This window comes from Bradyrhizobium sp. BR2003 (assembly GCF_009720285.1).
GTDB classification, from domain to species: domain Bacteria; phylum Pseudomonadota; class Alphaproteobacteria; order Rhizobiales; family Xanthobacteraceae; genus Bradyrhizobium; species Bradyrhizobium elkanii.
The window spans coordinates 47,100-65,912 of sequence record NZ_SMYJ01000025.1 but is presented as its reverse complement, the minus strand read 5'-3'; the positions used below and the strand labels follow the sequence as shown (position 1 = coordinate 65,912).

At 65.8% G+C, this 18,813-nt stretch carries 16 protein-coding genes; 11 read left to right on the top strand and 5 right to left on the bottom strand.

Features of this window, described 5'->3' with window-relative positions:
- Window positions 1-61 precede the first annotated feature (61 nt).
- Window positions 62-217 carry a hypothetical protein gene (locus E2I15_RS38765; protein WP_170991618.1) on the bottom strand — a complete coding sequence of 52 codons (156 nt, stop codon included), beginning with the start codon at window positions 215-217 and terminating at the stop codon, window positions 62-64.
- 429 nt (window positions 218-646) lie between these two features.
- On the opposite strand from E2I15_RS38765, the gene E2I15_RS17870 reads away from it, so the two are divergent.
- The 4 genes from E2I15_RS17870 to E2I15_RS17855 all read left to right on the top strand — a co-directional run bounded on the left by E2I15_RS17870 (window position 647) and on the right by E2I15_RS17855 (window position 4,747).
- Window positions 647-2,344 carry an NAD-dependent malic enzyme gene (locus E2I15_RS17870; RefSeq protein WP_137480218.1) on the top strand — a complete coding sequence of 566 codons (1,698 nt, stop codon included), beginning with the start codon at window positions 647-649 and terminating at the stop codon, window positions 2,342-2,344.
- Window positions 2,345-2,625: 281 nt separating this feature from the next.
- Window positions 2,626-3,990, top strand: coding sequence for an MFS transporter (locus tag E2I15_RS17865; protein WP_246668195.1), 1,365 nt, complete (start codon window positions 2,626-2,628; stop codon window positions 3,988-3,990).
- 19 nt (window positions 3,991-4,009) lie between these two features.
- Window positions 4,010-4,387, top strand: a complete 378-nt coding sequence (locus E2I15_RS17860) for an SPW repeat protein (RefSeq protein WP_246668194.1) — start codon at window positions 4,010-4,012, stop codon at window positions 4,385-4,387.
- A gap of 135 nt (window positions 4,388-4,522) precedes the next feature.
- A complete protein-coding gene (locus E2I15_RS17855) occupies window positions 4,523-4,747 on the top strand; it encodes a hypothetical protein (RefSeq protein ID WP_137480215.1) in 225 nt (74 codons plus the stop codon).
- A 67-nt stretch (window positions 4,748-4,814) separates the two neighbouring features.
- On the opposite strand, the gene E2I15_RS17850 is transcribed toward E2I15_RS17855, so the two are convergent.
- From E2I15_RS17850 to galE, 3 genes are all read right to left on the bottom strand, one after another.
- The gene (locus tag E2I15_RS17850) at window positions 4,815-5,516 is read right to left on the bottom strand and encodes a fumarylacetoacetate hydrolase family protein (protein ID WP_137480213.1); all 702 of its coding nucleotides are present in this window, start codon (window positions 5,514-5,516) and stop codon (window positions 4,815-4,817) included.
- Window positions 5,517-5,553: 37 nt separating this feature from the next.
- Complete coding sequence (locus tag E2I15_RS17845; protein WP_137480210.1) at window positions 5,554-7,365, bottom strand: ABC transporter ATP-binding protein; 1,812 nt, start codon at window positions 7,363-7,365, stop codon at window positions 5,554-5,556.
- A gap of 109 nt (window positions 7,366-7,474) precedes the next feature.
- Window positions 7,475-8,488: a UDP-glucose 4-epimerase GalE gene (gene galE / locus E2I15_RS17840; RefSeq protein WP_137480208.1), complete on the bottom strand. Its 1,014-nt coding sequence runs from the start codon at window positions 8,486-8,488 to the stop codon at window positions 7,475-7,477.
- A 138-nt stretch (window positions 8,489-8,626) separates the two neighbouring features.
- On the opposite strand from galE, the gene E2I15_RS17835 reads away from it, so the two are divergent.
- Window positions 8,627-9,667: a glycosyltransferase family 4 protein gene (locus E2I15_RS17835; RefSeq protein WP_137480286.1), complete on the top strand. Its 1,041-nt coding sequence runs from the start codon at window positions 8,627-8,629 to the stop codon at window positions 9,665-9,667.
- On the opposite strand, the gene waaF is transcribed toward E2I15_RS17835, so the two are convergent.
- The gene (waaF, locus tag E2I15_RS17830; RefSeq protein WP_137480206.1) at window positions 9,649-10,713 is read right to left on the bottom strand and encodes a lipopolysaccharide heptosyltransferase II; all 1,065 of its coding nucleotides are present in this window, start codon (window positions 10,711-10,713) and stop codon (window positions 9,649-9,651) included. The two genes, E2I15_RS17835 and waaF, sit on opposite strands and share 19 nt — an antisense overlap.
- A gap of 135 nt (window positions 10,714-10,848) precedes the next feature.
- Between waaF and rfaD the strand changes: the two genes are divergently transcribed.
- The 6 genes from rfaD (at window position 10,849) to E2I15_RS17800 (ending at window position 18,808) form a co-directional block, all read left to right on the top strand.
- Window positions 10,849-11,829, top strand: a complete 981-nt coding sequence (gene rfaD / locus E2I15_RS17825; RefSeq protein WP_137480204.1) for an ADP-glyceromanno-heptose 6-epimerase — start codon at window positions 10,849-10,851, stop codon at window positions 11,827-11,829.
- A gap of 18 nt (window positions 11,830-11,847) precedes the next feature.
- Complete coding sequence (gene rfaE1, locus E2I15_RS17820) at window positions 11,848-13,320, top strand: D-glycero-beta-D-manno-heptose-7-phosphate kinase (RefSeq protein ID WP_137480202.1); 1,473 nt, start codon at window positions 11,848-11,850, stop codon at window positions 13,318-13,320.
- 8 nt (window positions 13,321-13,328) lie between these two features.
- The gene (locus E2I15_RS17815) at window positions 13,329-14,609 is read left to right on the top strand and encodes an O-antigen ligase family protein (protein ID WP_137480201.1); all 1,281 of its coding nucleotides are present in this window, start codon (window positions 13,329-13,331) and stop codon (window positions 14,607-14,609) included.
- An 84-nt stretch (window positions 14,610-14,693) separates the two neighbouring features.
- On the top strand, window positions 14,694-16,607 hold the full coding sequence (locus E2I15_RS17810; RefSeq protein WP_137480199.1) for a nucleoside-diphosphate sugar epimerase/dehydratase: 1,914 nt from the start codon (window positions 14,694-14,696) through the stop codon (window positions 16,605-16,607).
- A gap of 48 nt (window positions 16,608-16,655) precedes the next feature.
- Window positions 16,656-17,870: a glycosyltransferase family 4 protein gene (locus E2I15_RS17805; protein WP_137480197.1), complete on the top strand. Its 1,215-nt coding sequence runs from the start codon at window positions 16,656-16,658 to the stop codon at window positions 17,868-17,870.
- Window positions 17,867-18,808 carry an NAD-dependent epimerase/dehydratase family protein gene (locus tag E2I15_RS17800; protein ID WP_137480195.1) on the top strand — a complete coding sequence of 314 codons (942 nt, stop codon included), beginning with the start codon at window positions 17,867-17,869 and terminating at the stop codon, window positions 18,806-18,808. The genes E2I15_RS17805 and E2I15_RS17800 overlap by 4 nt, the downstream gene beginning before the upstream one ends.
- The last annotated feature ends 5 nt before the right edge of the window (window positions 18,809-18,813 follow it).

Here is an 18,813-nt window from a genome sequence, read left to right as displayed (position 1 = left end):
AAGCCCCGGAGCATGCTCCGGGGCTTTTTGTCTGGGACGCGAGCTGTGGGGCGCAACAGCATCAGTCGCGTTCGAAAACCTTGGCTCCGGGGTAGACTCGCCTGGCGTAGGCGACGACCCACTCCCGGTCCTGGGTCTCCAGGAACGGAGTTCGGATCTTGCACGACCCGACGATAAGGTGCCACAGGCCGTTCAGCTTCTGAATGTTGACGATCATCTGAGTGTTCCTCGAAACCCGCATGCGTGACGGTCTTGCTATTCACGAATCGGAGCAGTGATCCTGATCACAGATTCGAGAGCACAACTCGCGCCCTCCGTAGAACGAGGATCGCTACTGTTAGTCGCGCCTCCGAGGAGTGAAGTTCGGAGCTATTTGTACGTCCGCTGGAGTAGCCCCGAGCATAAAATGGCCTCTCCATCGCTCAATTGTACGAGCGTCAGCACAGGTCATGACAAGGAATAGAGAAGTTATACCAACGTATGTCTGTCCGCAGGCGTAGCGGGAGTGGGTTGCCGGAACCTGGACGACCGTTCATCGCCTCTTGGCCAACATTCCGCTTGGCGCAGCACGACGCCCTTCACTCTCGATCCGTTACACTGAAGTGATACAGTCGTATCCGGCGTTTCGCATTGAGGGGACCTTGTCATGTCGGAGTCATCAGGTGCTTTTGCGACCACTGCGCTGAGCGGCTACGAGCTGCTGGCCGATCCGCAGCTGAACAAGGGCACGGCGTTCTCCGAGGCCGAGCGCGAAGCGTTCGACCTGCACGGCCTGCTGCCGCCCAATATCCTGACGCTGGACGAGCAGGTCTCGCGCCGCCTCGAGGCGCTGCGCGGCTATGAGACCGACATCGAGCGCTATGCCTTCCTGCGCGAGCTGCAGGACACCAACGAGACGCTGTTCTACGCGCTCCTGGTCGGCAACCTGGAAGAGCTATTGCCGATCGTCTACACGCCGACCGTCGGCGAGGGCTGCCAAAAATTCAGTCGGCTGTTCCGCAAGCCGCGCGGGCTGTTCCTCAGCATCCCGCATCAGCACCGGATCGACCGCATTTTCGCCCATCCGCGCTTCGATCACGTCGAGGCGATCGTGGTGACCGACGGCGAGCGCATCCTCGGCCTCGGCGACCAGGGCGCCGGCGGCATGGGCATCCCGATCGGCAAGCTCGCACTCTATACCGGCTGCGGCGGGCTGCATCCCGCAACGACTTTGCCGATCATGCTCGACGTTGGCACCGACAATCCCGATTGCCTCGCCGATCCGCTCTATGTCGGATGGCGCAACGAGCGCGTCCGCGGCCAGGCCTATGACGACTTCATCGAGGCGTTCGTCGCGGCCGTGGTGAAGCGCTGGCCGCGCGTCCTGCTGCAGTGGGAGGATTTCGCCAAGAACAATGCGACGCGGATGCTCGAGCGCTATCGCGACCGGCTCTTGACCTTCAACGACGACATTCAGGGCACCGCCGCGGTGGCGACCGGCGCCTTGCTCTCCGCCATCAACGTCACCGGCGTGCCGCTGACCGAGCAGCGCGTCGCCGTGCTTGGTGCAGGGTCCGCCGGCTGCGGCATCGCCAGCTTGATCCGCGCCGCGATGATCGATGCCGGCCTGCCGGAGAGCGAGGCGGCGAAACGCTTCTTCATGGTCGACCGCGACGGGCTGCTGCTCGAGGGCATGAGCGGGCTCGCCCCGTTCCAGCTGCCGTTCGTGCAGAACAGGCAGGCGATCGCGGGCTGGCAGCTCAGCCACCCCGACAAGATCGCGCTGCTCGACGTCGTGCGCAACGCCCGGCCGACCGTGCTGATCGGCGTCTCCGGCCAAGCCGGCGCGTTCTCCGAACCGATCGTTCGCGCGATGGCCGAGTGCAACAAGCGGCCGGTGGTCTTCCCGCTGTCCAATCCGACCTCGCGCGAGGAGGCGACACCGGTCGACATCGAGGCGTGGACCGAGGGGCGGGCGCTGATCGGCGTCGGCAGCCCGTTCCCGCCGATCATGCGCGACGGCGCGCGCTTCAAGGTCGACCAGACCAATAACTCCTACATCTTCCCGGGTGTCGGCGTCGGGGCGCTCGCGGTCGGCGCCAGCCGGGTCAGCGACGGCATGTTCATGGCCGCCGCCAAGGCGCTCGCCAGCGTCTCGCCGGCGCGCGACAACCCGAAGCACAATCTGCTGCCGCCGGTCAGCGCGCTTCGCGATGTCTCGCAGACCGTGGCGCTTGCGGTCGCGCTGCAGGCGCACAAGGAGGGATTGGCGAGGGACGTTCCGATCGACCAGGTCGAGGCGCGGATTCACGCCAAGGTCTGGACGCCGCGCTACGTGCCGTACCGCCGCAGCGATCGGGCTTAGAGCTCGGACGGGCTCGACCTCGCTTGCGTCTTCTTGACGGCGTCGCCCGGCGGCTGCCGGGTGCATCCGGCAGCCATGTGGGAGGCATGGTTCGACACTCGGTGCGGGAGACGGACGACGCCTTCGGCGGACCGGACGGTTGCGATTGTCGCTCGCCGTGGCCGACTAAAGTTCAAGCCTCGACGGTCCGTTCCGGTGGAACTTTCCGGGGCGTGTTATCGTTCGTACTCAAACGAACCACCGTCAATATCCGTCCGGGGGCCTGCGAGGGAGACACCCCCATGGCAAGATTTGGCCCAACGCTTCGTCCAACCCCTGGCCTCGACGCCAACCAGCTCACGTCATCCGAGCATCAGCTCCAGATGCGCCGCGCAGTGATCGCCTCCACGGTCGGGACCGCGATCGAGTGGTACGACTTCTTTCTCTACAGCACCGTCACCGGCCTGGTTTTCGCGAAACTGTTCTTTCCGCATTCCGATCCCTGGGTCGGCACGCTCGAGGCCTTCGCCATCTATGCCGTCGGCTTCGTCGCGCGGCCGATCGGGGCTGCGATCTTCGGGCACTATGGCGACCGCATCGGCCGCAAGTCGACGCTGATCGCGACGCTGCTGTTGATGGGACTGGCGACCGCGGCGGTCGCATTGGTGCCGACCTATTCCAGCATCGGCATCTGGGGCGCGGTGATCCTGACCGTGCTGCGCTTCATCCAGGGCGTCGGCGTTGGCGGCGAATGGGGCGGCTCGGTGCTGATGTCGATGGAATGGGCGCGCAACGATCGCTCCCGCGGCCTGATCGCGTCATGGCCGCAATTCGGCGTGCCCTGCGGGCTGTTCCTCGCCAATCTCGCCGTGCTAGCGTTCAGCCAGATGTCGGGCGACCAGTTCCTGGCGTGGGGCTGGCGCGTTCCGTTCGCGCTCAGCATCGTACTGGTCGGCGTCGGCCTCTACATCCGGCTCGGCATCCTGGAAACGCCTGTCTTCACCCGGCTGCTCGCCGAGCGTCAGCTCGACCGCACGCCGATGCTGACGGTGATCCGCGATCATCCGAAGGAGATCCTGCTGTCTGCCTTCGCGCGGATGTCCGAGCAGGCGCCGTTCTACATCTTCACCGCCTTCGTGTTTTCCTACGGCACCGGCACGCTGCACGTCTCGCGCGATTTCCTGCTCACTGCGGTGCTCGCGGCCTCGGTGCTGTCGTTCGTCTCGATCCCGGTGTTCGGTCACCTTTCGGACCAGATCGGCCGCAAGAACATGTACATGATCGGCGCGTTGGTGACCGGCATCTTCGGCTTCATCTATTTCGCGATGCTCAATACGGGATCGGCGTCGATCATCTTCCTCGCGATCGTTCTCTCGCTCATTCCACACGATATGCAGTACGGGCCGCAGGCCGCGCTGATCGCCGAAAGCTTTACCGGGCGCTTGCGCTACAGCGGCGCCTCGCTCGGCTATCAGCTGGCGTCCGTCATCGCCGGCGGTCCGGCGCCGCTGATCGCGGCGTGGCTGTTCGGCACCTATCATTCGTGGATCGCGATCGCGGTCTACATCGCGCTCTGCGCCGTCATCACGCTGGTCGCAACCGCGCTGATGACCGACTTCACCGGCAAGGACATCAATGCGGCCGGCGCGCATGAACGCCGGGCCTGAGACAGCAAGGGAGCAGCAGATGATGAAATGGCGAAAGGAATCGGCGCTCGATCTCTATAACCTCGTCGCAGCGATCTTCCTGCTCGCCGCGCCATGGCTGTTCGTGCAGGCCAATCCGACCGCGGCGATCGATCTCAGGATCTGCGGCGCTGCGATCGCGATCATGTCGCTGGCGGCGATCGTCGCGTTCTCGATCTGGGAAGAATGGATCAACCTGGTCGTCGGGTGCTGGCTGATCGTCTCACCCTGGCTGCTCGGCTTCACACATACCCGCGCGATGCATTTTGCCATCGCCGCGGGCGCGGTGGTGGCGTTCATGGCGCTGCTCGAGCTGTGGCTCGAATACGAGAAGACGCATTTCGGCCCGGACACGCCGCAGGCTGCCGAAAGGCAGTAAGCTCCCGCTCCATCTGATGTGATCAGGCGCTCGCGGCGCGGTGATCGCGCGTGATGAAATAATTACCTGGCGCCCGCGGTCCTTGATCACAGGAGCCGAGCTAGGTCGGCTTCAGCCACCGTACGGAGAAATCCCATGACCAAATTGACCCTCGCGGCGCTTGCGCTGGTTGCGGCGGCCGCCTGTTCGGCCCAGGCGTCCGCCGCCGGCAACAACGCTGCGGTGCGGCGCGCCCATGCTGCGATGACGACAACGCCGGTCAGCAGCAAGTCCAACGATTGCGTGCGCGCGCCGAAGGTCGGATCGTTCGCGACCGCTCCCTTCACCGAGCCTCCCTGCATGCCCGGCACGATGCGCTGACAGCGCACAGCAAAAAGCCCCGGACCTGAGGTCCGGGGCTTTGGGCCTGGCCTCGTTCCTGAGGCGGTTATTCCGGCTTGCCGATCGTCACCGCCAGCTTGCCGACGCCGTCGACGCCGCATTCGAGCTTGTCGCCCGCCTGCAGCTGCGAGACGCCGGCGGGCGTGCCGGTCATGATGATGTCGCCGGCGGCGAGCTTCACCTGCTGCGAGAGCTGCCAGATGATTTCAGGCACGTTCCAGATCAGCTCGGTGAGGTCGCCCTTCTGCGCTTCCTTGCCGTTGACGGTGAGCCAGATCTTGCCCGCGGTCGGGTGGCCGATCTTCGCGGCCGGCTGGATCGCCGAGCAGGGCGCGGAATAGTCGAACGACTTGCCGATCTCCCAGGGCCGCTCCTTCTTGCGCGAGGCGATCTGCAGGTCGCGGCGGGTCAGGTCGATGCCGACGGCATAGCCGTAGACATGCTCGAGCGCCTTGTCGGCGGGAATGTTCAGCCCGCCGCTCTTCATCGCCACCACCAGCTCGACCTCGTGATGCAGGTCCTTGGTCAGCGGCGGATAGGGGATGGTCGCGCCATCGGGCACCAGCATGTCGGCATGCTTGCCGAAGAAGAACGGCGGCGCGCGCTCGTCATTGCCCATCTCCCTGATATGCTCGAGATAGTTGCGGCCAACGCACCAGATGCGGCGGACCGGATAGGTACCGGATTCGCCGACGACGGGAAGCGAGGGCTGCGGGGGAAGCGGAATGACGGTGGAGGCGGCGTTCATGCGGGGTCTCGCTGCTCTTGAGGTGAATTCGAGTGGTCTAGCCGGTGGCGCTGATCGGCGCCAGCGCCAGCGGCGACGGGTCGTGGTGGTGCTGCAGGCGGAAGAACGAGGCGTAGCGGCCGCCACGGCGCAGCAGCTCCTCGTGCCGTCCGCGCTCGACGATCTCGCCGCCCTCGACCACCAGGATCGCATCGGCATGCATGATGGTGTGCAGGCGGTGCGCGATCACGATCGTGGTGCGGCCCTGGCAGAGATGCTCGATCGCTTCCTGCACCTGCTTCTCGGATTCCGAGTCGAGCGCGGCGGTGGCCTCGTCGAGCAGGATGATCGGCGCGTTCTTGATCAAGGCGCGGGCGACCGCGATGCGCTGGCGCTGCCCGCCGGACAGCTGGGTGCCGTGCTCGCCGACCGGCGTGTCATAGCCGAGCGGGAAGCTCATGATGAAGTCGTGCGCGCAGGCGGCCTTGGCGGCGTCGACGATCTCTTGCTCGCTAGCGCCCTGCTTGCCGAAGGCGATGTTGGCACGAATGGTATCGCGGAACAGATAGACGTCCTGTCCGACATAGGCGGTCTGCTGCCGCAGCGACTTGCGCGACACCGACGAGATCGGTTGTCCGTCGATCAGGATGTCGCCCTCGCGCGTCTCGTAGAAGCGCAGCAGCAAGGCCAGCACGGTCGATTTGCCGCCGCCGGAGGGGCCGACCAGCGCGGTCACCTTGCCGGGCTCGGCGACGAAGCTCATGCGGTTCAGCACCGGCTCGCCCGGCCGATAGGCGAAGCTGACGTCGCGCAGTTCTATCCGCGCGTCGGAGAGTTTCAGCGCCGGCTTGTCGTCATCGGTCTGTTCGCTCGCCGGGCTGTCGACCACCTCGAGCAGCATCCGTGCGCCGACCAGCTGGCTGTTGAGGTCGATGTTGAGCCGCGCCAGCCGCTTGGCCGGCTCGGTCGCCATCAGGAAGGCGGTCAGGAACGTGAAGAACTGGCCCGGCGTGGAACCGAGCGCCACCACGCTGTAGCCGCCATACATCAGGCAGCCGGCGACCGCGAAGCCGCCGAGCATCTCCATCAGCGGATTGGAGCGGTTGGCGACGCGTGCCATCTTGTTGGCATTGCTCTCGACGGTTGCGATGTGCTCGTCGATCCGCTGCTGCATGGTGCCTTCCAGCGTGAACGCCTTCACGGTGCGGATGCCCTGCAGCGATTCCTGCATCGTCTCCATGATGTCGGCGGTGCCGGTGAACTGGTTGTAGGCGAGCCCCTTGATCCGCTTCACCAGCTTGCGCAGCATCAGCATCGCCGGCGGCACCGCCACAAGCCCGATGAACGACATCAGCGGGTCCTGCCAGACCATGACGGCGACCATGCTGATCAGCATCAGGAAGTCGCGGCCGATCGCGTTGACCAGCATGTTGAGTACGTCGGTGATCGACTTGGCGCCGGCGGTCAGCCGCGCCAGGAATTCCGACGAGTGCCGCTGCGAGAAGAAGCCGATGCTCTCGCTCATCAGCTTGGCGAAGAGCTGCCGCTGGTTGCTGGCGAGGATGGCGTTGGAAATCTTGTTCAGGATCACCATGTGGCCGTAGGTCGCCACGCCCTTGATGAACAGCAGCACCACCGTGATCCCGGCGAACATGGCGATGCCGGGGATGTTCTTGTCGACATAGGCCTGGTTGATCACCTGGCCGAGCACGTAGGTGGCGCCGGCCGTCGAGCCGGCCGCAACGGCCATCAGGGCGAACGCCGTCAGATAGCGCCGCCAATAGGTAATCCCTTGTTCCATGACCAGGCGGCGAATCAGGATCGCCGCGCCATAGGGATCGTCGGTAATTTTCTTTGGAAACTGGGCCATCCGCGTTCCATTGACGGCGGGCAGCGCCGGCCGTCAGGGTTGCGGGACCTCCTTGCCCGCTTGGCGGGGCTTTTTCAAGCACAATAACTGCTTGATAACGGTTTGTTTTTTAGGCCGATTCCGCCTGTCGCGCGGAGCCGGCGCGCTCCCGGAACAGCTTCTCCTCCCAGGCCAGTGCGTGGCTCGCGATGGTCTCGAGATCGTCGAAGCGCGGCGTCCAGTCGAGCAGCGAGCGGATCCTGGTCGTGTCGGCCACCATGGTCATGATGTCGCCGGGCCGGCGCGCGGCGTAGGCGACTGCGAAATTGCGCATCGAGACCCGGCGCACCGCCTCGATGGTTTCGAGCACGGAATAGCCGCGGCCATAGCCGCAATTCATCGTCACCGATTGCCCGCCGGCGCGCAGATAGGACAGCGCCGCGCGATGCGCCTCGACGAGGTCGCTGACATGGATGAAATCCCTGATGCAGCTGCCGTCCTGGGTCGGATAGTCGGTGCCGAACACGTCGATCTTGGCGCGCTGGCCGGTCGCTGCCTCGACCGCGATCTTGAGCAGATGGGTGGCGCCGATGGTGGCAAGGCCGACGCGGCCCTTCGGGTCGGCGCCGGCGACGTTGAAGTAGCGCAGCACGACGTAGCTCATGCCATGAGCGGACGCGACGTCGTGCAGCATGATCTCGGTCATCAGCTTCGACGAGCCGTAGGGCGACAGCGGACGGGTCGGTGCGATCTCCGGCACCGGCACCTGGTCCGGGTTGCCGTAGACGGCCGCGGTCGAGGAGAAGATGAAGCGGCTGACGCCGCCCTTGACCGCGGCGTTGAGCAGGCTGCGCGTCGTCATGGTGTTGTTGCGGTAGTAGCCGAGCGGATCGCGCATCGAGTCCGGCACCACGACGGAGCCGGCGAAATGGATGATGCTGTCGATGCCGTGCTGGGCGATCACGCCCTCGACGAGGTTGTCGTCGCCGGCATCGCCGATGAACAGCGGCACGCCTTCGGGCAGGAACGCGGAGAAGCCCGTGGAAAGGTTGTCGATCACGACGACGCTCTCGCCGGCATCGACCAGCGCATGAACCATGTGACTTCCGATATAGCCGGCGCCGCCGGTCACGAGCACGGTCATGGATAGAGCTCTCCCGATATTCTTTAACTGACGATGCTAGCGGGAGTGCGGTGAAGAGGGGGTTTCGCCGCGGCCGAACTGGCCACTATGCTTAATGTTGCGTATAGGAACTGGCACGAAACGGAGACTTGCGTGCCGATCGAGAACACACCTGCCGGCGAGCTCGAGCTCATCGTGCCCAATCTGCACCGACGCTATTCGGGTGTCACCGCGACCAACCGCATGGTCGCGCCGAAGCTCGCAAAGATGTTTCGCGCAGGCTGGCTCGGCTCGCATCGGCCCGACGGCATCGACGCGATCGGATTTGCCGATCTCCTGCGCCTGTGGCGGCGCGCATCGCCGCTGATCTGGCACGCGCGGCGCAACGACGAGATGATCGTCGGGCTCGTGCTGCGCGCGCTCGGCTGGCCGCTGAAACTGATCTTCACCTCGGCGGCGCAGCGCCATCACACCTGGCTGACGCGCTGGCTGATCCGCAACATGGATGCGATCATCGCTACCAGCCCGCTGTCGGCCTCCTATCTGAAGCGCGATGCGACAGTGGTCATGCACGGCGTCGACACCGATCGTTATGCGCCGCCCGCCGATCGCGCGGCAGCCTTCGCCGAGAGCGGACTGCCGGGACGCTATGCGATCGGCTGCTTCGGGCGGGTGCGCGCGCAGAAGGGCAGCGACGTCTTTGTCGAGGCGATGTGCAGGCTGCTGCCGCGCTATCCCGATTTCACCGCCGTCATGGTCGGCGCCGTGGTGCCGGAGCAACTCGCCTTTGCCAACGAGCTGAAGCGGAAGATCGAGGCCGCCGGCCTGCAATCGCGCATCATCATCACGGGCGAACTGCCGATCGAGGATGTCGTGCGCTGGTACCAGCGGCTGACGATCTACGCCTTCACCTCGCGCAATGAAGGTTTCGGCCTGACCCTGATCGAGGCGATGTCGGCGGGCGCGGCGCTGGTGGCGGCGCGCGCCGGCGCGGCCGAGTTCGTGGTCGAGGACGGCGTCACCGGCGTGCTGACGCCGCCCGGCGACGCCGACGCTCTGGTGGCCGCGCTCGAGCCCTTGATGCGCGATCCGGCAGCGGCCGCGGCGATAGGCGCGCGGGCGCGGCAACGAGTTGTGGATAAGTTCAGCCTCGATGCGGAAGCGGGCGCGATCGCCAGGGTCTATCGCGCGCTGACCTGAGCCAGCACGCGCTGCGCAATCTCCACGACCTCTTCGGCTGCGATGTCGCGCATGCAGCGATGGTCGTTCATGGTGCAGACCGTGCGCTGGCACGGCTGGCAAGCCAACTTGCTTTTGGTCTGCAGCACCGTCGCGGCGAGGCCGTTGAGGGGCGCCCAGAGATAAGGATCGGTCGGGCCGAAGATGCCCATGGTCGGCGTGCCGATTGCGGCGGCGATGTGCATCAGCCCGGAGTCGTTGGTCACGGCGACGCTGGCCGCGGCCATCGCAAGGATGCCGTTACGCAGATCGGTGCCGGTGAGGTCGCGGACCCGCGGGCCGCCGACAGCCGAAATCTCCTGCGCCAGCGCCTTCTCGCCGGGACCGCCCACGACCCAGACGTCGAAACCATGGTCGGCGAACAGCCGCGCGGCCTCCGGATAATAGGTCCAGCGTTTCGAGGCGCCGACCGAGCCGGGTCCGAGCGCGATGGCGGGCCGGCGGTCGAGGCCGTTGGCCTGCCGCCAGCGTTCGATGTCATCCGCGGGAACCCGGAGCTGCGGCACCGGCCATTCCGGCGGGCGGACAGCGCCGTCAGGCAGCGCCAGGATCGCGTTCTTGTCGATGAAGCGCGGCTGCCGCTTTTCGCCCCATCGCATTGCGTTGATGAGGCCGAACCGCACCTCGCCAAAGAAGCCGACCCGTTCCGGGATGCCCGCCAGCGCCGGCGCGAGGGCGGCCTTCCAGGTCCGGGGCAGCACCAGCGCGGTGGCGTAGTTCCGGCTGCGAAGCTCGGCCGCGAGGGCCTGCTGCTGGGCCAGTGCCAGCCGGCTGCGCGGCAGGTCGAACACGATCCCGGCGCGAACATCGGGCATATAATCGACCAAAGGGGCGCAAAGCCTGGATGTCAGCAGGTCGATCGGCCGGTTCGGCCAGCGCTTGCGGAGCACCCTGACCACGGTGTGGCCGCGCACGAAATCGCCGATCCAAACATAGGGCACGACGAGGATAGGTCTGGTATCCTCGGTGTCCTGCGTTTCGATATCAGATATTGAATCAGTATTCATTTCTAAGTAGGCCAAGGCCGATCGGGCGCGGCCAAGTCGGTAACCGGTTCGCGATGAGAGGTAAAGCCGTCGTTGCCTGCGACGCGGGAGTGGGGCAAAGCTGACGGCTGCAAAGGAATCTGGCGGGATTTCATCATGTTTCTGGTAACCGGGGGCGCCGGTTTTATCGGATCGAACGTCGTGGCCGCGTTGAACGACGCCGGGCGCAGCGATGTCGCGGTCTGTGACGTGCTTGGGCAGGACGGCAAGTGGCGGAACCTGGCCAAGCGCCAGCTTGCCGATCTCGTTCCGCCGGCCGAGCTGGGCGACTGGCTGAACGGGCGGCGGCTCACCGCCGTGATCCATCTCGGCGCCATCTCCGAGACCACGGCAACCGACGGCGATCTCGTGATCGAGACCAATTTCCGCCTCTCGATGCGGCTGCTCGACTGGTGCACGGCAAATGCCACGCCGTTCATCTATGCCTCCTCGGCCGCGACCTATGGCGACGGCGAACGGGGGTTTGACGACGACGCGTCGGTCGAGGCGCTGAAGCGGTTGCGGCCGATGAACCTGTACGGCTGGAGCAAGCACCTGTTCGATCTTGCGGTCGCCGAGCGCGTTGCGAAGGGCGAGCGTCTGCCGCCGCAATGGGCCGGGCTGAAATTCTTCAACGTGTTCGGCCCCAACGAATACCACAAGGGCGCGATGATGAGCGTGCTGGCGCGCCGCTTCGACGACATCAAGGCGGGCCGCGTCGTGCAGCTGTTCAAGTCGCATCGCGAGGGCATCGCCGACGGCGATCAGCGCCGCGACTTCATCTATGTCGACGACGTCGTGCGGGTGATGATGTGGCTGATCGCGACGCCGCGGGTCTCCGGGCTGTTCAATGTCGGTACCGGCAAGGCGCGCAGCTTCAAGGACCTGATCGTCTCGGCCTATGGCGCGCTCGGGCTGGAGCCGAACATCCAGTATGTCGACATGCCCGAGCAGATTCGCGGCAGCTACCAGTACTTCACCCAGAGCGTCGTCGATCGTCTCGGGCGCGCCGGGTACAATGGCGGTTTCACCCGCCTGGAAGACGCAGTCGGGGCCTATGTGACGGGCTTTCTCGATCGCGCGGATCGCTATCGCTAGTGCGGATGACGGTGACTGATGTTCGATTTTGAAGCGATCTCGCGTGCAATGTCCGGCCAGACCGTACTCTGCGTCGGCGACCTCATGCTCGACGAGTTCGTCTATGGCGAGGTGTCGCGAATCTCGCCTGAGGCGCCGGCGCCGGTGATCGCGGTCAGGCGCAGCGAGACCAATATCGGCGGCGCCGGCAACGTCGCGCGCAACATCGCCGCCCTTGGCGGGCGCTGCATCTTCGTCGGCCTGATCGGCGAGGACGCCGCCGGCACGGTGCTATCAGAGGCGCTGGCGAAGGAGGCCGCTATCGAGACCGTGCTGGTGCGCGACGCCGCGCGTCCGACCACGCGCAAGGTGCGCTTCGTCTCCGAGCAATTCTCGACCCACATGCTGCGTTCCGACTGGGAGCTCGCCGCGCCGGCCGCGCCGGCCATCGAGCAGCAGCTGATCGATGCGATCCTGCCACGTCTTGCGCGGGCCGACATCGTGCTGCTGTCGGACTACGCCAAGGGCGTGCTCACCGCGCGCGTGATCCGCAACGTGATCGACGCGGCGCGCCAGGCGCAAAAGCGCGTCATCGTCGACCCCAAGAGCGCAAATCTCGCGATCTATCGCGGCGCGACCGTGCTGACGCCGAACCGCAAGGAATTCGCCGAGGCGACCCGCAGCCGCGCCGACAGCCAGGACAGCATCGCGCAGGCCGCGCCCGATGCGATGTATCTCGCGGATTGCGAGGCGATGCTGGTGACACAGGGCGAGCGCGGCATGACGCTGGTGACGCGGGACGGCGACTCGATCCATGTGCCGGCGCTGCCGGTCAAGGTGCGCGACGTTTCCGGCGCCGGCGATACCGTTGCCGCGGCGCTGGCGCTGGCGCTGGCGGGTGGGGCCGATTGGGAAGGCGCGCTGCGGATCGCGAGCGCGGCGGCGGCGGTTGCGGTCGGCAAGACCGGCACCGCGATCGTCAAGTCCGCCGAATTGCGCCGAAGGATCCTGCCGCACGCTTCGCTGGCGGCCGAGGAGAAGATCGTCCCGGCGGGCGGCGACATCGATGCACACCTTGCGGAGTGGCGCCGGCAGGATCTGCGCATCGGCTTCACCAATGGCTGCTTCGACATCCTGCATCCCGGCCACGTCAAGGTGCTGACCGCCGCGCGCGGCGCCTGTGACCGCCTGGTCGTCGGGCTGAACAGCGACCCCTCGGTGAAGCGGCTGAAGGGCGAGGGACGTCCGGTGCAGAACGAGCGCGCCCGCGCCGAGGTGCTGGCGGCGCTGGAAGCCGTCGACCTCGTCGCGATCTTCGAGGAGGACACGCCGATCAATCTGATCACGCAGGTGCGGCCGAGCGTGCTGGTCAAGGGCGGCGACTATACCCGCGAGCAGGTGGTCGGCCACGAGATCGTCGAAGCGGCCGGCGGCGAGGTGGTGCTGGTCGAGATCCTGGCCGGCCACAGCACGACGTCGCTGGTTGCGCGGGCCCGTGAGGGCAAAGCGTGAGCGCAAGCATGGCATCCCCGGCAGGCGCCGCGGCATGTCCGGCCTGGCGCGATCCGGCGCGCTGGCAGACCGCGACCGATGTGGTCGCGGTCCTGATCGCGCTGTCGCTGCCGTGGTCGACCTCGCTGGTCGGCATCTTCGGCGTGGTGCTGCTGATCGCGATTGCGCCGACCGTCGATCTGAAGGCGTTCTGGGCGCTGCTGAAGCGGCCGATCTGCCTGGCGCCGGTCGCGTTGTTTTGCCTCGCGCTTGTCGGCACGCTCTGGTCGGACGCGGCCTGGGGCGCGCGATTCTACGCGGTCGGGCCGACCGCAAAACTGCTCGTGCTTCCGGTCCTGCTCTATCATTTCCAGCGCTCGGCCCGCGGGACCTGGGTGTTCGTCGCTTTCCTCGTCTCCTGCACGCTGCTGATGCTGATGTCCTGGCTGGTGCTTGCCTATCCGCACCTCGCGCTGAGGGCGCCCGCGCCTGGCGAGCAGGGAGTCTTCGTCAAGAACTACATCGACCAGAGCCAGGAATTCACGTTGTGCGCGGTCGCGCTGGCCTATCCGATCGTGATGCTGCTACGGGCCAAGCGCATCCTGCCGGCCATTTTGCTGATCGCGATTGCGCTCAGCCTGTTCGCCAACATGGCGATGGTGGTGGTGTCGCGCACTGCATTGGTGACGGTTCCGATCATGTTCGCGGTGTTTGCGCTGCTCCATCTGCGTTGGCGCAGCATCGTCCTGATCCTTTGCGCGGCCGCCGCGTTAGCCGTGGTGGCGTGGTACGGCTCGCCCCAATTGCGCTCGACGGCGGAGTCGTTCGAGCGCGACTACAAGCTCTACATGGAGCGCAACGAGCCGACCTCGCTCGGCTTGCGGCTCGAATTCTGGCGCAAGTCGCTCGGCTTCTTCTCCGAGGCTCCGGTGATCGGCCATGGCACCGGCGCGACGCGGGGCCTGTTCGAGCGCGTCGCGAAGGGCGGTGTGACCCAGGCCTCCGGCGAAGTGATCGGAAACCCCCACAATCAAACGTTGAACGTCGCCGTGCAGTGGGGCATTGTGGGTGTAGCGATACTGTACGCGATGTGGCTCCTGCACCTTTTGCTGTTCCGCGGCGACGGTCTCGTCAACTGGATCGGGCTTCTCGTCGTGGTACAGAATATTTCTAGTTCGTTGTTTAATTCACACATCTTCGACTTTCATGAGGGCTGGATGTATGTGCTGGGCGTCGGAGTTGCGGGCGGCATGGCGTTGAAGGGGCAATTGGGGGCCGGTATGGAACCCGAGCCGCCTGCTCGTCCGTGATCGCTGGCAAGGGCTGTGCAGATACGCTATCAGCCTGCCAATGTCTCATCGCGAACTCCCAGTTGCCGGCAACCCGTCCGTTAGATGACGCGTCTTTCACAACTCACCCTGCGCAATTTCCTGATTTTGGTGCATGACGCGCTCGCGACGACGTTTGCGTTGCTGGCGAGCTTCTATCTGCGTTTCGAGGGCAGTCTCCTCACCGATCGATTGCCGCATCTGCTGCTGATTCTGCCCTGGTTCGTGCTGTTCAGCGTTTTCGTCAGCTATTTCTCCAATCTGACCACGGCGAAATGGCGCTTCACCTCGCTGCCGGACGCGGTGAATATCCTGCGGGTTGCAGCCGTGCTGACCCTGGCACTGGTCGTGCTGGACTACGTCTACTTCTTCACCGGAACGAATTCGCAAAGCCCGGTGTTCCTCGGCCGGGTCACGATCATCCTGTTCTTCTTCCTCGAGGTGTTCGCGCTGAGCGCGTTGCGTCTCGGCTACCGCTATTTCCGTTATTCGCGCACGCGCCTGCATGCCCGATCCGACAATGCCGCGCCGGCGCTGCTGGTCGGACGTACGGCCGATGCCGAAGTCGTGCTGCGCGGCATCGAGAATGGCGCGATCAAGCGGCTCTGGCCGGTCGGCGTGCTCTCGCCGTCGGACGCGGACCGCGGCCAGATGATCCGCAACATTCCCGTGGTCGGCGGCGTCGACGACATCGAGGCCGTGATTCGGGATTTCGAGACCCGCCAGCGGCCGATCAAGCGCGTGGTCATGACACCGTCGGCCTTCGAACCCGAAGCGCATCCGGAAAGCGTGCTGATGCGCGCCCGGCGGCTCGGCGTGATGGTCAGTCGCCTGCCGTCGCTGGAGGGCGGCGACGCGCCGCGACTGACCAACGTCGCCGTCGAGGACCTGCTGCTGCGCCCGAGCCAGAAGATCGACTACGCGCGGCTCGAGACGCTGGTGCGGGGCAAGTCGGTCATCGTGACCGGCGGCGGCGGCTCGATCGGCGCCGAAATCTGCGAACGGGTCGCGACTTTCGGCGCGGCGCGCCTCCTGGTCGTGGAGAACTCGGAGCCGGCGCTCTATGCGGTCACCGAGGCGCTGGCCGCGCGCGACTCCGGCCCCGAGATCGAGGGCCGGATCGCCGATATCCGGGATCGCGAGCGCATCACGCGGCTGATGAGCGAGTTCAAGCCCGACATCGTGTTCCATGCCGCGGCGCTCAAGCATGTACCGATCCTGGAGCGCGACTGGAGCGAAGGGGTCAAGACCAACATCTTCGGGTCGGTGAACGTGGCCGACGCCGCGCATGCCGCGGGCGCGAGCGCGATGGTGATGATCTCGACCGACAAGGCGATCGAGCCGGTGTCGATGCTGGGCCTGACCAAGCGGTTCGCCGAGATGTATTGTCAGGCGCTGGACCATGACCTGATGACCGAGGCAAAGGGCAGGCCGCACATGCGGCTGATCTCGGTGCGGTTCGGCAACGTGCTGGCGTCCAATGGATCGGTGGTGCCGAAATTCAAGGCGCAGATCGAGAGCGGCGGACCGATCACGGTGACCCATCCGGACATGGTTCGCTATTTCATGACGATCCGCGAGGCCTGCGATCTCGTGATCACGGCGGCGACGCACGCCATGACGCCTGCGAGGCCCGACGTCTCGGTCTATGTGCTGAACATGGGCCAACCGGTGAAGATCGTCGATCTCGCCGAGCGGATGATCCGTCTGTCGGGCCTGCAACCCGGCGTCGACGTCGAGATCGTGTTCAGCGGCATCCGTCCCGGCGAGCGGCTGAACGAGATCCTGTTCGCAAGCCAGGAACCGACGCTTGAGATCGGCGTCGCCGGCGTCATGGCGGCCAAGCCGAACCAGCCTCCGATGTCGACGCTGCGCAAGTGGCTTGCGGCGCTGGAGGATGCGATCGAGAGAGATGACCGTGTGACCATCCGCGCCGTCCTTCAGGACGCCGTGCCCGAGTTCGGATCGAATGCCGCCTGACCGCGCCGTTCTGCGGACGCCGAGACAGGACCGTTTCGAAAGCCATTGATGCGTAGTTCTCGAAAAGTCGTGGTCGTCAGCCAGCACTATCCGCCGGACCACAGCACGACCGCCGCGATCATGTCTGCGATCGCCGAACGGATCGCGCAGGAGGCGGAGGTGATGGTGGTCTCGGGGATGCCGGGCTCGGCGCGGGCGCCGGCGCCCGGGCGGCCCGCCGTCGTCGAGATCAGGAACTGGCTGCCTGGAAAGGCGGCGCTGATCAAGCGCGCGCTGGCCGAGGCGCTGTTCACCGGCCGGATCTTTTTTGCGCTGTTGTCGCGGCTGAAGCGGGGCGACGTGGCGCTGACGGTGACCGCTCCCTTCGCGCTGCCCTATGCGGTTGCCGCCGCGGCAAGGTTGAAGGGGGCCAAGTCGGCGCTGATCCTGCACGACCTGTTTCCCGACGTGCTCGTGATGGCCGGGCTGCTGCGGTCGTCCTCGCTGGTCGCGCGGGCGATGCGCGCGATCAATGCGCTGATGTTCCGGGCCCTGAACGCTGTCATCGTGATCGGCCGCGACGCCGAGAAGCTGCTGCTGCGATTTGGCGGAATGACTCAGGACAAGATCAGGTTCATCCCGAACTGGGCCACGCTCGCGCCCGGCAACCGTCCCGTGAGCCCCGACAATCCGTTTCGCAAGGCCATCGCCGCCCGCTTCGTCGTCGGGCTGTCAGGCAATCTCGGCTTCACCCATGATCCGGACATCGTGTTCGAGGCCGCGCGGCTGCTGCGTGACGAAAGCGAGATCCACTTCCTGCTCTCGGGATGGGGCATCGGCTTCGCGCGGCTCAAGGAACTGCAGGCCACCGCCCGGCTTGCCAACGTCACGCTGGTCGACCGCGTCGCGGACAGCGAGCTGGATGCGCTGCTCTCCAGCGCAGACGTCTGGCTCATTCCCTATCGCAAGGACGTCGCCGGCGTGTCGGTGCCGAGCCGGTTCTATAATCTGCTCGCGGCCGGTCGCCCCGTCATTCTCGTCTCCGAGCCCGAGGCAGAGGCCGCGCTCACCGTCAGCGAAAACCGGCTGGGCTGGGTCGTCACGCCGGGAAGGCCCGATCAACTGGCCGACGCCATCCGCCTGGCGTCGCGATCGCAGGACGCCGCGATGGCCGAGCGCGCCGTCGCGACCGCGCGGACCTTCAGTCCCGAGCGGGCGCTCGCGAGCTATGCTGCGCTGGTCCAGGAGCTGCTATCCAATCGCGATGTGGAGCGGATGGTATGAATGATGGTCGCCGGACGGTTCTGGTGACGGGTGCCAGCGGCTTCGTCGGCCGCCACGTCGTGCCCGTATTGGCGCGCAACGGCTGGGTGGTACGACGCGCGGTGCGAACGGCGCCGCAGGATGCGAACGACGTGACGATCGACTCGCTCAGTCCGGTCACCAATTGGGGCGCCGCGCTCGATGGCGTGGACGCCGTTGTTCATCTTGCGGCCCGCGTCCACCAGCAGTCCGACGAGCAGGCGATAGAGCTCTACCGCAACGTCAATATCGAGGGCACGCTGCATCTGGCACGTTCCGCGGCCGCCGCCGGCGTGCGCGATTTCATTTTCGTCAGCACGATCCTGGTGCATGGGCGCAGCAATTACGGGCGTCCTCCGTTTCGCGAGGACGATGTCCTGACACCGCGCGGCCTCTACGGAAACTCGAAGGCGGCCGCCGAGGTTGGCTTGAAGGAAATTGTGCCGGGCAGCGGCATGAGGGTGACCGTCATCAGGCCGCCGCTGATCTACGGCGCCGGCGCCAAGGGAAATTTCGCGTTGCTCAGGCGTGCCGTGATCAATCGCATGCCGCTACCGCTCGCTTATGTGAAGAATCGCCGCGCGTTCGTGTCGGCGGAAAACCTCGCGTCGTTCATCTTGCACCGGTTGTCGCACCCGGGAAACGATTTCGACGTGTTCCTGGTGGCTGACCGCGAGCAGGTCTCGACGCGGGAATTCGTCGAGCGCCTGGCCCGGGCGGCGGACACCGCGCCGCGTCTGTTCTGGCTGCCGGCGCCGCTCCTGAAGATGGCGCTCGGGATCAGCGGCCGCAAGGAAGCTTATGACAGCCTGTTCGCCTCGCTCGAGCTTGATCTCTCCAAGATCGCGGGCACCGGATGGCAGCAGCCGATCAGCCTCGACGAGGGGCTGCGGCGCGCGCTGCGTCAAACGGATAGCTGAGGCGA

What these genes read in the sequence shown, in the direction of transcription:
- E2I15_RS38765 (WP_170991618.1), bottom strand. Translation starts at nt 217, where the DNA reads ATGATCGTCAACATTCAGAAGCTGAACGGCCTGTGGCACCTTATCGTC.
- E2I15_RS17860 (WP_246668194.1), top strand. Translation starts at nt 4,010, where the DNA reads ATGATGAAATGGCGAAAGGAATCGGCGCTCGATCTCTATAACCTCGTC.
- waaF (WP_137480206.1), bottom strand. Translation starts at nt 10,713, where the DNA reads ATGAATACTGATTCAATATCTGATATCGAAACGCAGGACACCGAGGAT.
- E2I15_RS17855 (WP_137480215.1), top strand. Translation starts at nt 4,523, where the DNA reads ATGACCAAATTGACCCTCGCGGCGCTTGCGCTGGTTGCGGCGGCCGCC.
- E2I15_RS17815 (WP_137480201.1), top strand. Translation starts at nt 13,329, where the DNA reads ATGGCATCCCCGGCAGGCGCCGCGGCATGTCCGGCCTGGCGCGATCCG.
- rfaD (WP_137480204.1), top strand. Translation starts at nt 10,849, where the DNA reads ATGTTTCTGGTAACCGGGGGCGCCGGTTTTATCGGATCGAACGTCGTG.
- E2I15_RS17850 (WP_137480213.1), bottom strand. Translation starts at nt 5,516, where the DNA reads ATGAACGCCGCCTCCACCGTCATTCCGCTTCCCCCGCAGCCCTCGCTT.
- E2I15_RS17810 (WP_137480199.1), top strand. Translation starts at nt 14,694, where the DNA reads ATGACGCGTCTTTCACAACTCACCCTGCGCAATTTCCTGATTTTGGTG.
- rfaE1 (WP_137480202.1), top strand. Translation starts at nt 11,848, where the DNA reads ATGTTCGATTTTGAAGCGATCTCGCGTGCAATGTCCGGCCAGACCGTA.
- E2I15_RS17865 (WP_246668195.1), top strand. Translation starts at nt 2,626, where the DNA reads ATGGCAAGATTTGGCCCAACGCTTCGTCCAACCCCTGGCCTCGACGCC.
- E2I15_RS17805 (WP_137480197.1), top strand. Translation starts at nt 16,656, where the DNA reads ATGCGTAGTTCTCGAAAAGTCGTGGTCGTCAGCCAGCACTATCCGCCG.
- galE (WP_137480208.1), bottom strand. Translation starts at nt 8,488, where the DNA reads ATGACCGTGCTCGTGACCGGCGGCGCCGGCTATATCGGAAGTCACATG.
- E2I15_RS17870 (WP_137480218.1), top strand. Translation starts at nt 647, where the DNA reads ATGTCGGAGTCATCAGGTGCTTTTGCGACCACTGCGCTGAGCGGCTAC.
- E2I15_RS17800 (WP_137480195.1), top strand. Translation starts at nt 17,867, where the DNA reads ATGAATGATGGTCGCCGGACGGTTCTGGTGACGGGTGCCAGCGGCTTC.
- E2I15_RS17845 (WP_137480210.1), bottom strand. Translation starts at nt 7,365, where the DNA reads ATGGCCCAGTTTCCAAAGAAAATTACCGACGATCCCTATGGCGCGGCG.